Here is a 13543-nt window from a genome sequence, read left to right on the forward strand (position 1 = left end):
TCCAGATGCCTTTGTGCCACGTCCCATGCGACCAAACCCCAAGACCGGCGGAGACAACCGCACGGCCAGAAAACTTTGTAAAGGAAACCTGAGACCTCATGGCTCAAAACGTATCTATGGAGGACTTCGAAGCCCTTCTTAACGAAAGCTTCGAAATGGATACCCCAAACGAGGGGTCCGTTGTTAAAGGCAAGGTTATCGCGATCGAAGCGGGCCAGGCCCTGATCGACGTAGGCTACAAGATGGAAGGCCGCGTTGACCTGAAAGAATTCGCAAATCCTGGCGAAGCTCCTGAAATTGCTGTTGGTGACGAGGTAGAAGTCTTCCTGCGTTCCGCAGAAAACGCCCGTGGCGAAGCTGTTATCTCTCGCGAGATGGCGCGCCGCGAAGAAGCCTGGGACCGTCTGGAAAAAGCCTACGCCGACGACGAGCGCGTCGAAGGTGCGATCTTTGGTCGTGTCAAAGGTGGCTTTACCGTCGATCTGGGTGGCGCAGTTGCCTTCCTGCCAGGTTCGCAAGTTGACGTGCGCCCCGTGCGCGACGCTGGCCCTCTGATGGGTCTGAAACAGCCCTTCCAGATCCTGAAAATGGACCGTCGTCGTGGCAATATCGTTGTATCGCGTCGTGCGATCCTCGAAGAATCCCGTGCCGAGCAGCGCGCCGAAGTCATCGGCAAACTCTCCGAAGGCGATTCTGTTGACGGCGTGGTCAAGAACATCACCGAATACGGTGCATTCGTTGACCTGGGTGGCGTAGACGGCCTGCTGCACGTCACCGACATGGCATGGCGTCGTGTGAACCATCCTTCCGAGATCCTGGCGATCGGCGAAACCGTCAAGGTTCAGGTCATCAAGATCAACAAAGACACCCACCGTATCTCCCTCGGCATGAAACAGCTGCAGGAAGATCCATGGGATCTGGTTGGCGCCAAATATCCGCTCTCTTCGGTCCACAAAGGCCGCGTGACCAACATTACCGATTACGGTGCATTTGTTGAGCTGGAGCCCGGTGTCGAAGGTCTGGTCCACGTCTCTGAGATGTCCTGGACCAAGAAGAACGTGCACCCCGGCAAGATCGTCTCCACTTCGCAGGAAGTTGACGTCATGGTTCTGGAAATCGACGGCTCCAAGCGCCGCGTTTCCCTGGGTCTCAAGCAGACACAGCGCAACCCATGGGAAGTCTTCTCGGAATCCAACCCCGAGGGCACCGAAGTCGAAGGCGAAGTCAAGAACATCACCGAATTTGGTCTGTTCATTGGTCTCGACGGCGACATCGACGGCATGGTTCACCTGTCCGACCTGTCCTGGGACGAGCGCGGCGAAGATGCGATCCAGAACTACCGCAAAGGCGACATGGTTTCGGCCGTTGTCTCTGAAGTGGACGTTGAAAAAGAGCGTATCTCCCTGTCGATCAAAGCCCTCGGCGGCGACAAGTTCGCTGAAGCCGTTGGCGGCGTGAAGCGTGGCTCGATTGTCACCGTGAACGTTACTGCCATCGAAGAAGGCGGCATCGAAGTTGAATACGAAGGCATGAAGAGCTTCATCCGTCGTTCCGACCTCAGCCGTGATCGCGCAGAGCAGCGCCCCGAGCGCTTCAATGTTGGCGACAAGGTCGACGTGCGCGTCACCAATGTCGACAGCAAGACCCGTCGTCTGGGTCTGTCGATCAAAGCCCGCGAGATTGCAGAAGAAAAAGAAGCTGTTGAGCAGTATGGTTCCTCGGATTCCGGCGCAAGCTTGGGCGATATCCTGGGCGCAGCTCTGAACAACGACTAATTTCAACCTGTACTTTAGGTTCTAAAACTTTTGAACGGCCCTGCCTTTTTGGCGGGGCCGTTTGCGTTTGGGCGGATTTCCACCACTCCGATGGGCGGTTGTGACGGGTCCGGGGTTGGTCAGCTAGGCGTTCTCCCCGTTTTGATTGAGCCCCGAAAAAGGGCCAGTAACGCTGGGGAACTGGTTGCGAATCAATCACTTCTCGCAGCGCTTGCGGCGCTCGACTAAGGCCTTCGCTGCGTCTGCTTTGCTTTCAGCAGCAGCCAAAATCGTGATTTTGTGGTCGTTTGACGAATTTTGCAGGGCAAATATCAGCCAACTGTCCCCTGTTTTGGTTCCTAGATGGGGCTTTTGGACCTATAGTTGTCGTTAGCCGACAAAGGCTTGCGTAGTTTTGGGAGGGCAGTAAGTATGATCCGCTCTGAATTGATTCAGAAGATTGCAGACGAAAACCCGCACCTGTATCAGCGGGATGTCGAAAGGATCGTGAATACGGTGTTTGAGGAAGTGACCGATGCGATGTCTCGGGGGGACCGGGTTGAATTGCGCGGCTTTGGGGCGTTCTCGGTCAAACAAAGGGACTCGCGGGTTGGCCGCAACCCACGCACCGGTGAAACAGTCCAAGTTGAAGAAAAACATGTTCCGTTCTTCAAGACCGGTAAGCTCTTGAGGGATCGCCTGAACGGAAAGGCCTAAATGCGTTATATTCGCTACGCTATCCTGGGAGCCCTGGGAATTCTGTTGGTTTCGGTTTGTATTGCAAACCGCTCAATCGTTGCGTTGAAGCTGCTGCCTGATGCGGTTGCTGAATTTGTCGGGGTGAACCCCTCAGTCTCTCTGCCATTGTTTATGGTGGTCTTGGGTGGTCTTGGGGCTGGTCTGGTCGTTGGGTTTATCTGGGAGTGGATCCGCGAGCATAAACACCGCCGCGCCGTCAGCACGCAGAATCGCGAAGTGAAGAAACTCTCGCGCGAAGTGAAAAAGCTGAAGCAGCAAAAACACGAGGGCAAGGACGAGGTTCTGGCCCTTCTGGAAGAGGCCAGCTGAGCAAAGCGGATGAGTGCTATTCGGGTAAAGATCTGTGGGCTCAAAAGCCCGCAGGATGTCGCTGCTGCCGCTGCCGCTGGCGCTGCCTATGTCGGTTTTGTGTTCTTTCCAAAATCGCCGCGCAATATTTCCATTGAACAGGCTGTCGGCCTGGCGCTGGAGGTTCCCGTTGGCCTGTGCAAAGTGGCGCTGACGGTGAATGCCGATGACGCCATGCTGGACGCCCTGACCGATGCGGTGCCTCTGGACATGTTGCAGCTGCATGGCAGCGAGAGCCCAGAGCGGGTTGCCGAGGTCAAAGCGCGCTATGGCTTGCCAGTAATGAAGGCAATTGGCGTTGCAGATGCCGCAGATCTGCCACAGATCGACCTGTACTCTCAGGTTGCTGACCAATTGCTGATTGATGCCAAACCACCAAAGGACGCTGATCTGCCGGGCGGCAACGGGCTGGCCTTTGATTGGCGCCTGCTGGCCGGGCGCAAATACTGGCAGCGCCCCTGGATGCTGGCGGGCGGGCTCACTCCCGACAATGTTGCCGAGGCCCTGCGCATGACCGGCGCCCGTCAGGTTGATGTTTCCTCTGGTGTCGAGACCGCGCCGGGGCAAAAAGATGCCGCGCTGATTGCCCGGTTTAGCGCGGCTGCCCAGTCTGTAGTTGCCCAGTCTGTAGGTGCCTAGCCCGCGGTCGGCTGGCCTGTGGACAGGCTACGCAGGAGCCGTTGGGTAAATCTGCGGCCCGTCAGACAGAATCCTGCCCTGCCTCTCTTTACCCGCCGCCGCCCGCGCGCTAGTCATATCCAGCGCTGCGACCAGTGCTGCGACAAGGGGAAGAACCATGGCAAACGATCTCTTCAACAGCTTTATGAACGGACCTGACGAAAAAGGTCGCTTTGGCATCTTTGGCGGGCGGTTTGTCTCGGAAACCTTGATGCCGCTGATCCTCAGCCTGGAAGAGGAATACAACCGGGCCAAGGACGATCCCAGCTTTTGGGCGGAAATGGATGACCTGTGGAAGCACTATGTTGGCCGCCCCAGCCCGCTGTACCACGCTGAGCGCCTGAGCAGTCATCTGGGCGGTGCCAAGATCTACATGAAGCGCGACGAGCTGAATCACACCGGCGCGCATAAGATCAACAATGTGTTGGGTCAGATCCTGCTGGCGCGGCGCATGGGCAAGTCCCGCATCATTGCGGAAACCGGTGCTGGCCAGCACGGGGTTGCCACGGCAACCGTCTGTGCCAAGTTTGGTTTGCAATGTGTGGTCTACATGGGCGCGCATGATGTGAAGCGTCAGGCCCCCAATGTGTTCCGTATGCGCCTCTTGGGCGCTGAAGTGATCCCGGTCACCTCGGGGCGTGGCACCCTGAAGGATGCGATGAACGACGCGCTGCGCGACTGGGTGACCAACGTCAACGATACCTTCTATTGCATCGGAACCGCGGCTGGTCCCCATCCCTATCCGGCGCTGGTTCGTGATTTCCAGTCGATCATCGGCAAAGAGGTGCGCTGGCAGCTGGCCGAACAAGAAGGCGAAGGCCGCCTGCCAGATACGCTGATTGCGGCGATCGGCGGTGGCTCCAATGCCATCGGCTTGTTCCACCCTTTCCTCGATGACAAATCGGTCAAGATCATCGGCGTTGAGGCCGGCGGCAAAGGGGTCGATGACCGGATGCAGCACTGTGCCTCGCTGACAGGTGGTCGCCCCGGTGTGCTGCACGGCAACCGTACCTATCTGTTGCAGGACGAGGATGGTCAGATCCAGGAAGGCTTCTCGATTTCTGCCGGTCTGGACTATCCCGGTATCGGGCCAGAGCACTCCTGGCTGCACGACACGGGCCGCGCCGAATATGTTTCGATCACCGACAAGGAAGCCCTGGAGGCCTTCCAGCTGTCCTGTGCAATGGAAGGTATCATTCCGGCGCTGGAGCCCAGCCATGCGCTGGCCCATGTGATGAAGATCGCCCCGGCGTTGCCATCGGACCATATCATCGTGATGAACATGTGCGGGCGCGGCGACAAGGACGTCTTTACCGTGGCCAAGCATCTGGGCTTTGACATGTCCGACACGGAAGAGGGCCGCAGCTTCGAGGACTGATCCTTGGATGCGGCCACCGGCCTAACCCGGACTGGCCAAACCGGGCAGGCCTAACAGGCCAGTTGGTTTTGGCAGATCAGCAAAGAACGGCGTCTCAAAAAGAGGCGCCGTTTTTGGATTGCGGTGCGATTTTTGCGGCTATTGCGGGGTTTGGTCGCGTAGATAGGACAGCCACATAGAGGAGGGCAGCAACAGCTCATGGAGCGAAGTTATCTAACTATGCGCCATTGGTTCGCTCGAACATATAGGACCAATGTCAGCCGCGCCGTGGCGCGCTGCTGTTTTTCACAAGGTGCGACCGCCCCCAGCCCAATTTTGCCGGTCCGGCCAGGCCGTGCAATCCTCTGCAATTGCTTTGGTCATACCGGTCTATGGCGAACAAAACAGGCCTAAGCAGCCTGGCTGCGGATCTCCTGGATAAGAGAGAGCAAAGGGGCTTTTGACACCGGCTTTGCCAGCACATCATCCATGTCCGCTGCCAGGTATTGGTTCAGCTGCTCCGGCATGGCGTTCGCGGTCACGGCCACAATGAAACTGGGTTCACGGCCGATCTTCTTTTCAATGGAGCGGATTTTCTGCGTGGTTTCCACACCGTCCATTTCCGGCATCTGAATATCCATCAAGATGACATCGAAAGCAAATGAGTGCGCCAAGTCGATTGCCTCAGGTCCGCTGGAGACGGATTGGACCCGGCATGTGGAAGACAGAAATTTCTGCAGGATGAGCCTGTTCGTCTTGTTGTCATCAACCACAAGAACATCTACCGCCGGGGGTTCCGGAACCGAAGCCGAACGCAGGACGGGCGGCGTTTTTGCCTCCGGTTCATCTGTGGCCGGCAACAGCGGCAGTCGTATTTCGAAGGTTTCCCCCTGCTCAACACCGGTTGCCAATTGCAGGCTGCCCCCCATCAGCTGGCAAAGCTGGCGGGAGATCGAAAGCCCAAGGCCGGTACCGCCGAATTTGCGGGTATCACCACCATCCGCCTGCTGGAATGGCTGAAAGATCGTGTCCCGGGCTTCGCGTGGCACGCCTGGTCCGGTGTCGCTGACGCGAACCAGCAGGAGCGCGCCGTTATCTGCTGGTTCTGCAGCGATCGTGACACTCCCGGTTTTGGTGAATTTGACCGCGTTGGATACGAGGTTGTGCAGCACCTGACGAAACCGGTGATCGTCGCCAATAATGGCCTTTGGCAAATCTTCGTCTATTTCTACGCTCAGGCTTAGACCCTTTTCTCTGGCCCTTGCGGAGAAGAGAGCACGCGCGCCCTCAAGCGCAATCCGCAGCGCGAATGGTCTGTTTTCCAGCGTCATCTTTCCGGCTTCGATCTTTGACAGATCAAGGACATCCCCAATCGTCGTGAGCAAGATCTGACCCGAATCTTCGATGACCTGCAGAAATTCGCGCTGCTCTTCATCTAGCGCCGTGTCGCTCAGGACTGACGCCATTCCAAGAACACCATTGAGTGGGGTGCGGATTTCATGGCTGACGTTGGCAAGGAAGTGCGTCTTCGCGCGGTTGGCGGCCTCGGCATGCGCCAGTGCTTCACGAAGGGCCTCAGCGGAGCGTTCTCTTTCCGTGATATCGACCAGTGAGATGGACCAGCCCAGCAGGGGAGCCTGGGCCTGGATCGGGCTGTCAATCGGAACCGCGCGCGGGTCGAAGACACGTCCACCAAGCCTGATCGGTGCAGCGCTGTTGATATCTCCGGTTGCTATGAGATCTTTCAGCAGCGGCCCGATTTCTTCCAAGTGTTCGAGAGTTGCGCCATGTTTCGGAAGCTGATGGTTGAAAAAATCTTTCGCGGCAGGATTAGCACTGACAAAATGGCCACCTGCATCCACCAGGATCACGGGATCCTGCGTGGCGTAGAACATAAGGATCCGCCCCTGGGCAGCCGTATCCATCATCGAATTGTTCACCAGCAGTCAGCTCAAAGCGATGAGTGACACTGCAAATGTGAACGGGGTCGGGTCGAACCCGAAAATCGTCACCCCCCATCCGATATAAGCCAGATTGGCCACCACCGGAGCTGCCGTGATGATGATCAAGGCGCCCATGAATGGCCGGATGACTTTTTTCGCCTTGAGAAAGGCAAAAGCGAGCAGGCCCAAGGCGGCAACCAGAAATATGTATAGGGTGGCAGCAACCGCATAGAAAAGCGGCCCGTGGTCAAATATGACGAAGCTATTGCCAGCCTCGGTCACAAGCCGGGTGTCTGGTCCATAAAGCAGGTGCGTCCAGCGGTTTGTGAGGGCGATAGCGCTTACCAGGCTTGGCAGGCCAATATAGGCTAGAAGCCGGAACGGCCGGCGGATCCGGCACGTGTTCATCGTGTAGTCGAAGACAAAGAATGTCCACGCGATAGGCACCAGGACTATTCCAGGCCAGGCCGCCAATGACCATCCGACCTTGCAGGTTTCGCTTTGCGAAGCCAGATCGAGTACCACTGTGAAAAGCCACCACAGCATCGCTGCCAGGGTCAGAACAAAGGAGAGTTGACCAGCAAAGGGAATATTTCGTGCAATCCGGATCAGAACAACGGAGCAAACCGCCCATAGGGCAGCAGCGGCGCCGGCGGCCAAGTTGATGTCTAAGTTCGCAAGACAATTCATAGCCTACCTCGGCAGCTTGGGTTTGCAGTCCGATAGGCAAAGCGCTGGAAATACATAGGATATTCTCAAAACCGAAGATGTGGGTTTATGATAACTTACATATGAATGCGAATTTGTTGCCGTAGTGTTAATAGTGCGGGCCTAGAATTGCGATATTACTTTAACTATGCACAAGGGCCAACCCGGGTTCCCGGGTCGGCCGTCGGTATTTGAGTCAAACGCGAGCTAACAGGTCAGGCTGTCTCATAAAGTACTGTGTCAAAACCTTCGAACTCGGGGTGGCCCAGGATCGGGCTCTCCCCTTCGCGCGCCCCGGCATTGCGGTGCGAGGCGCGAAATTGTTCCGATTTGGTCCAGGCATCAAAATCTTCGCGGCGGTCCCAAACAACATGGCTGGAATAGAGGCTGAATTTGTCGCTCTGGGCGCCTTTGAGCAGGCGGAACTCACGAAAGCCGGGCAGTTCATTCAGGTGGGATTCGCGGGTTTTCCAAATCTTCTCAAAATCTTCTTCGCGGCCGGGGCGAATTTTAAAACGGTTCATGGCGATATAGCTCATGCCGGTCTCCTTGTCTGAGTGGATAAAGAGGCTGGCGTCGGGTGGCCGAGGGACGGTCCTAGCTGGCTATCGCTGTGCCATAGCGGCAAAACGGGGCGCCGGTCAACGGCCTAGGTGCCGCGGTGGAAGACCTGGCGCATCCTTTTAGGCGTGCGGGTCTGGGGTCTTGATCGCGTGGCTTTGCAACAGCGGCAAAGGCACAATGGCCAGGGCCCGTGCATGGGTCGCCTCGAGGTGGACCAGCGGCGCGCAGCCCTCGTCAGCGGCCTGCAAGAACCGACTGGCGCACAGGCACCACTGATCCCCAGGCTTCAACCCGGCAAAGCCGTATTCGGGGCGAGGGGTGGAAAGATCATTGCCGACATATTTTGAATAGGCGAGGAATTCGGCGGTCATGACGGCGCAAACCGTATGGCTGCCCTGATCCTGGGTGCAGGTGTTGCAATGCCCGTCGCGAAAAAAGCCGGTGAGCGGCGCCAGTGAGCAGGGCGCAAGCCCCCCCACCCAGAACATTTATGCTTTGATCCTGTTTCATGATCCCTAGTCTACAACATTCTTGCCAGTTTTCGGAACATTTCGATATTGATCTTGTTGACGCCTTCCTCGCGAAACTTGCGATCGGCGGCGGTGCTGACAATGACCACGTCACGGGCCTGATCAATATAGATATATTGGCCATAAACGCCCCTGGCCAGAAATTCACCTTCCTCGGCGCCAACGGGGATCCACCACTGATAGCCATAGCCAATCTTACCTGGCTGGGTCGGGGCAGAGGCGGCGGTGGCGGTTGCGATCCAATCGGCGGGAACCACTTGCTGGCCGTTATATTGACCATCCTGTTCGATCATCAGACCAAAGCGGGCATAGTCGCGGGTGGTGATATTCAACCCGCCCAGGACAAAGGCAACGCCCTCGCCATCGGTGATGTAGTAGAGATCCTGTTCCAGCCCCAGCGGTGCGACAATACGGTCCTGCAGCAAGGTTGCGATGCTTTGCCCGGTGGCACCGCGGATCACCATGCCGATGACATGGGTATCCACCGAGACATATTGCCATTGTTCTCCGGGGGCGACAAAGGTTTCGCTCAGATCAGCGGCAAACTGGTCCAGCGTGCCCCCCAGTGCAATTTCGCGCCCCATGCGGTTGATGTCTGAATTATAGTCCAGATAGTCCTCGTCAAAAGTGACGCCGCTGGCCATGTTCAGCACATTGCGGATGGTTGCGCCGTCATATGCGCTGCCGGTCAATAGCGGGGCGTATTTGGTCACCGGATCGTCAAGCGAGGCGATGACCCCCTCTTTCATTAGCACCCCAAGCAATGTCGAAAGATAGCTCTTTGCCACCGACCAGGAGATCCGCAGGTCGGTTTCCGTGGTTCCCAGATGGTAGCTTTCATGGCGGATTTTGCCGGATTTCAGCACCAGGAGCGAGGTGACTGAGCGGCTTTTGATCCAATCCTCGGTTTCCGCGGGCAGGGGGAATTCGCGGCCCTTCGGCAATACACTGACGGGGCCATTGCCGCGCAGAACCGGGGTGGTCAGGAAGGCCGCATTCATATTGGAAAAGTTGCTGACGATCTTTTCCGCCGCAAAAAGTGAATTCACCGCCCAGAGGCGCTGGATCTCTTCCCGCTTCCAGATCCCAAAACCGGCCAGAAGGATGGCAAAAACCACCAATGCACGCAGCAGTCGCTTGAAGTGTTTCTTCATGTCCAGTTTCTCCCTTTCCTATAGGCATAGACCGGGCAGGGGCAGGCACCAAAGGACGACGCGACGGAACCCGGCAGCTATTTGAACTTCTGTACCAGCTTTTCCAGGGCAGATCGGCTGTCACTGTCACTGTCAGGTTCTTGCGGTGCCTTGGTCGAAGCAGGGGCGCGCGCAGGTTTTGAGGAGGGCTGTGAGGCAGGCTTTTCAGCGGCCGGTTGTGGTGCGGGTTTCTTGCCTGTGGCTGGTTTTGAGCCGCCAGAGCTGCGCGGCGGTGCAACGCGCAGGGAAACCGCGTTCATGAATTTGCCACCATCCCCGGCTGCCAGCGCTGCAGCCCCATCCGAAATCCCGCGCAGCAGATCATCCAGCCAGACCTCATCAGCCTTGGGAAAGTCGCGCAGCACATAGCCTGCGACCGCATCTTTGTGGCCAGGGTGTCCCACCCCCAGCCGGACCCGGCCATACTCGGCACCGATATGTGAATGCAGCGAGCGCAGCCCGTTGTGGCCGGCATGGCCTCCGCCCTGTTTGACCCGGCATTTGCCCGGCGCCAGATCCAATTCATCGTGTAACACGATGACATCTGCGCTGGTCAGCTTGTAAAACCGCATGGCTTCGCCAACGGACTGGCCAGAGAGGTTCATGAAGGTCTGCGGCTTAAGCAGTAATACCTTTATGCCGCCCAGGGTGCCCTCGCAGATCTGGCCCTGGAATTTGGCCTTCCAGGGCGAAAACCCATGGTCAGAAGCAATTTCATCCAGCGCCATAAAACCGATATTGTGACGGTTGCGGGCATATTTGGCACCGGGGTTTCCGAGCCCAACAAAGAGTTTCATAGCCAGTCTCATCCCAAGTTTCGGCCTGCGATCCCAGACTGTGCGCTCGACGGTCTGCCAAGCCAGTGGCCTGTTCGCCTGCTTGCAAGTCGGCGTGGCGCCAAGTCACGCAGTGTGATGCTATATGGCGCGGTTTTTGGCGGAAATCCAGAGCAGCGATCGGCAGGAGACAGAAAACAGCGGCGGCGGAGGGAGCCTAGCTGTGCAAAGGTCAACTGTGCCTGTGCCTGCTATGTGGTCTGAGAGGCCGTGAGCTTCAGAACCTTTGGGCGCCGCGCTGAGGCAAGGAATAGTCCGCATCCTTGCCCAGCAAATGGCGCGGAATGGGGTCTGATATGATCTCACCGCGAAATCTTGGGGCATCAAAATTGAACCCCCGTAATATCCTGAACAAAAGCCTTCTGCGCAGCTTGGCTTCTTCCTGTTCTAACCTGTCCAACATCTGACATCACCCCATACTCTTGATAGATGGGACTCTGGCTGCAAAAGGCAAACGAGAGGTTTGCAATAGAGCGGATTCTCTTTAGAGATTGTCCCTTTTTTTGGACAGTTTTTGCGGATTTATGGGTTGTTTTACTTTTGACGCGTGCCTCGCGTCGTCGTGGGGAGAGGATGTCAACATACAAGCGCCCTGAAACAAAACACCGGAACAGAACACGGGGGGCAGAGGCAAAAACGGGGCCCCGAAGGACCCCGTTTCATCACATCCCAAAGGGGGATGGTCTTATTCTTCAGCTGCGTTTTCGTCGCCGCCTTCTTCGTCGTCATCAGCGGCAGAGATGCCACCAGGTGCCGCGATATTGGCAATAACGAAGTCACGGTCGATTGTTGGACGCGCGCCTGTAGGCAGATCGATGGACGAAATGGTGATAACGTCGCCGATTTGGCTGTTCGCCAGGTCAACTGTAAGCTTCTCTGGAATATCGCCAGCGGTGACAACCAGCTCGACCTCAGGACGAACCACGGCCAGCATGCCGCCTTTTTTGACGCCGGGGCAGGTGTCTTCGTTGATGAATTCAACCGGGATGAACAGGTTGATTTCCGAAGTCCGGCGCAGGCGCATCAGGTCAATGTGCGTTGGCAGGTCTTTGACAACATCACGCTGAACGTCGCGGCAGATCACGCGCACGTCTTCCTGGCCTTCAACCTTCAGGTTCCACAGGGTGGACTTGAATTTGCCAGCTTTCAGCTTTTTCAACAGAACGTTGAAGGGGATCTGGATCGAAAGGGGATCCGCGTCACCACCGTATACAACACCAGGAACCATGCCAGCACGACGTGCTGCGCGAGCGGCGCCCTTGCCCGTCCCCGCACGTTCCTCGGCGACGAGATCAGGAATCTCTTTTGCCATTTGTAGTCTCCAATATATCTAGGTGGAGTGCCTCCAAGGCTGTCACTCCACGTGAAGGCCTGCGCTTACAGGGGATTTGGGATTCTCGCAAGGGGGCATTCGCGGCGACGGGGGGGAGGGCAGCCCCCTTGCCTGATGGGGGCGCTGCCCTGCGGCCTGATGGGGGCGCTGCCCTGCGGCCTGTTGGGGGCGCTGCCCCCCGGCCTGTGGCCTCCCCCCGGGATATTTGCGTCCAAGTGAAATGGAGGAAGCTGCAAAAATGCGAGCTGCAGCGCAGAGTTGCACAGATAGGAGCTGCGGTAAAACCGCATGGGCTAAGGGAAGTGTTAAAGGCCATGGGCTAGTCTGGAAACCCTGTTCAATCTCCGGAGCCCGCTGAGGTGCTGCATCTGCTCTCCCTTTTTTTGCCGACCGTGATTCCCTCCTGGCGGTTTTTCAAGACAGTGGCACCTTCGCCGCGGATTGAATATCGCTTGATAGAAGGCGAGTGCTTTGGGGACTGGCAGGAGGACCGGCCTCGGCCTGCGCATCTTGGGCTGGGGCAGATCCTGCGCCGTATGCTGTGGAACCCGGCTTGGAATGAGCAGCTCTATCTGGTCAGTTGTGCCGAGCGGTTGATTGAAGCCCCCAGCCAGCACAGTGTCGACGAGATAAATCTGCGCGTTGCCCGGCAGCTGCCGCCAGGACCACAGACCCTGCAATTTCGCCTTGTCTTCCTGTCGCGTGAGGGGATGCGGATGGTAAAGCTGGTGGAATATGAGAGTAGGCCTGTTTCCCTGTCTGCCCTGCAAGAGGCGGCGACATGAGCGGCATGGAGGTCTTGCGGCAGGGGCTGACAGCGGCGCAGGCGATGGGCTGGATGCAGCCTATGCTGGCCTTTGCCATTGCCCAGCAAAGCCTGGAGCATCTGGCACTGGGGCGATCGGGGCTGCAGGATCGGAGGATCTTTGTGCCGCGCCTGTTGCTTTGTGCCGTCATGGGGGGAGGCATTGGTGGTGCCTGGCCGGTCTGGGGGCTTTGGGGGATCAGCTTGGCCATGCTTTGGCGCTATCAGGGGCCCTATAATGGCGGCAGCGACAAGATGACCATGCTGATCCTCAGCTGTCTGAGTCTGGCACATCTGGCTCCAACACCGTTCTGGCAGGAGATGGCACTGTCCTATCTGGCGGTGCAGCTGGTGCTGTCCTATTTTGTCTCGGGCTGGGTCAAGCTGGTGAACCCGGAATGGCAACGTGGGGAGGCCCTGCGCGATGTCTTTCGCTTTTCCGCCTATCCGGTGAGCGAGGGGCTTCGGGGGCTGGCGGATCATCCGCGTTTTTTGTTTGTGATGGGCTGGGCGGTGATCCTGTTCGAGCTGGTCTTTCCGCTGGCGCTGCTGGATCCCGTGGCGCTGAAACTGGCGCTTCTTTGCGCCGCCGGCTTTCACTTTTCCAACGCCTGCTTTTTTGGTCTGAACCGGTTTTTCTGGATCTGGCTTTGTGCCTATCCGGCCCTGATCTGGTTTCAGGACCGGATTTTTTAATTGGATCGGGCCCAGGTCTGCCCCAGGTCTGCCTTGGCT

At 57.5% G+C, this 13543-nt stretch carries 13 protein-coding genes and 1 pseudogene; 7 read left to right on the plus strand and 7 right to left on the minus strand.

Features of this window, described 5'->3' with window-relative positions; all coding sequences use genetic code 11:
• Positions 1–98: 98 nt before the first annotated feature.
• The 5 genes from rpsA (at position 99) to trpB (ending at position 4917) form a co-directional block, all read left to right on the plus strand.
• Positions 99–1775: a 30S ribosomal protein S1 gene (gene rpsA / locus ARCT_RS0105385; RefSeq protein ID WP_027239145.1), complete on the plus strand. Its 1677-nt coding sequence runs from the start codon at positions 99–101 to the stop codon at positions 1773–1775.
• A gap of 411 nt (positions 1776–2186) precedes the next feature.
• On the plus strand, positions 2187–2471 hold the full coding sequence (gene ihfB / locus ARCT_RS0105390; RefSeq protein ID WP_009811081.1) for an integration host factor subunit beta: 285 nt from the start codon (positions 2187–2189) through the stop codon (positions 2469–2471).
• A complete protein-coding gene (locus ARCT_RS0105395; RefSeq protein ID WP_027239146.1) occupies positions 2472–2822 on the plus strand; it encodes a lipopolysaccharide assembly protein LapA domain-containing protein in 351 nt (116 codons plus the stop codon).
• Positions 2823–2831: 9 nt separating this feature from the next.
• Positions 2832–3500, plus strand: a complete 669-nt coding sequence (locus tag ARCT_RS0105400) for a phosphoribosylanthranilate isomerase (protein WP_027239147.1) — start codon at positions 2832–2834, stop codon at positions 3498–3500.
• A 157-nt stretch (positions 3501–3657) separates the two neighbouring features.
• On the plus strand, positions 3658–4917 hold the full coding sequence (gene trpB / locus ARCT_RS0105410; RefSeq protein WP_027239148.1) for a tryptophan synthase subunit beta: 1260 nt from the start codon (positions 3658–3660) through the stop codon (positions 4915–4917).
• Between the two features lie 389 nt (positions 4918–5306).
• On the opposite strand, the gene ARCT_RS25495 is transcribed toward trpB, so the two are convergent.
• The 7 genes and pseudogenes from ARCT_RS25495 to ARCT_RS0105450 form a co-directional block, all read right to left on the minus strand.
• Positions 5307–6836: an ATP-binding protein gene (locus tag ARCT_RS25495; protein WP_161631295.1), complete on the minus strand. Its 1530-nt coding sequence runs from the start codon at positions 6834–6836 to the stop codon at positions 5307–5309.
• A gap of 6 nt (positions 6837–6842) precedes the next feature.
• Positions 6843–7499 (minus strand): histidine kinase N-terminal 7TM domain-containing protein, encoded by a 657-nt coding sequence (locus ARCT_RS0105420; RefSeq protein ID WP_161631296.1) that lies wholly within the window; start codon positions 7497–7499, stop codon positions 6843–6845.
• Positions 7500–7762: 263 nt separating this feature from the next.
• Entirely contained in the window at positions 7763–8086 is a 324-nt protein-coding gene (locus tag ARCT_RS0105425; protein ID WP_027239150.1) for an antibiotic biosynthesis monooxygenase family protein, read from the minus strand.
• A gap of 144 nt (positions 8087–8230) precedes the next feature.
• Positions 8231–8621: pseudogene (locus ARCT_RS25500) on the minus strand (DUF2237 family protein).
• A gap of 10 nt (positions 8622–8631) precedes the next feature.
• A complete protein-coding gene (locus ARCT_RS0105435; RefSeq protein ID WP_027239151.1) occupies positions 8632–9795 on the minus strand; it encodes a serine hydrolase domain-containing protein in 1164 nt (387 codons plus the stop codon).
• A gap of 77 nt (positions 9796–9872) precedes the next feature.
• Complete coding sequence (pth, locus tag ARCT_RS0105440) at positions 9873–10631, minus strand: aminoacyl-tRNA hydrolase (protein ID WP_027239152.1); 759 nt, start codon at positions 10629–10631, stop codon at positions 9873–9875.
• 724 nt (positions 10632–11355) lie between these two features.
• Entirely contained in the window at positions 11356–11982 is a 627-nt protein-coding gene (locus ARCT_RS0105450) for a 50S ribosomal protein L25/general stress protein Ctc (protein ID WP_027239154.1), read from the minus strand.
• A gap of 443 nt (positions 11983–12425) precedes the next feature.
• Between ARCT_RS0105450 and ARCT_RS0105455 the strand changes: the two genes are divergently transcribed.
• Positions 12426–12788 (plus strand): hypothetical protein, encoded by a 363-nt coding sequence (locus tag ARCT_RS0105455; RefSeq protein WP_205855518.1) that lies wholly within the window; start codon positions 12426–12428, stop codon positions 12786–12788.
• On the plus strand, positions 12785–13504 hold the full coding sequence (locus ARCT_RS0105460) for an HTTM domain-containing protein (RefSeq protein ID WP_240476255.1): 720 nt from the start codon (positions 12785–12787) through the stop codon (positions 13502–13504). The genes ARCT_RS0105455 and ARCT_RS0105460 overlap by 4 nt, the downstream gene beginning before the upstream one ends.
• Positions 13505–13543: the final 39 nt, after the last annotated feature.

The sequence above is a fragment of the Pseudophaeobacter arcticus DSM 23566 genome (assembly GCF_000473205.1).
GTDB classification, from domain to species: Bacteria; Pseudomonadota; Alphaproteobacteria; order Rhodobacterales; family Rhodobacteraceae; genus Pseudophaeobacter; species Pseudophaeobacter arcticus.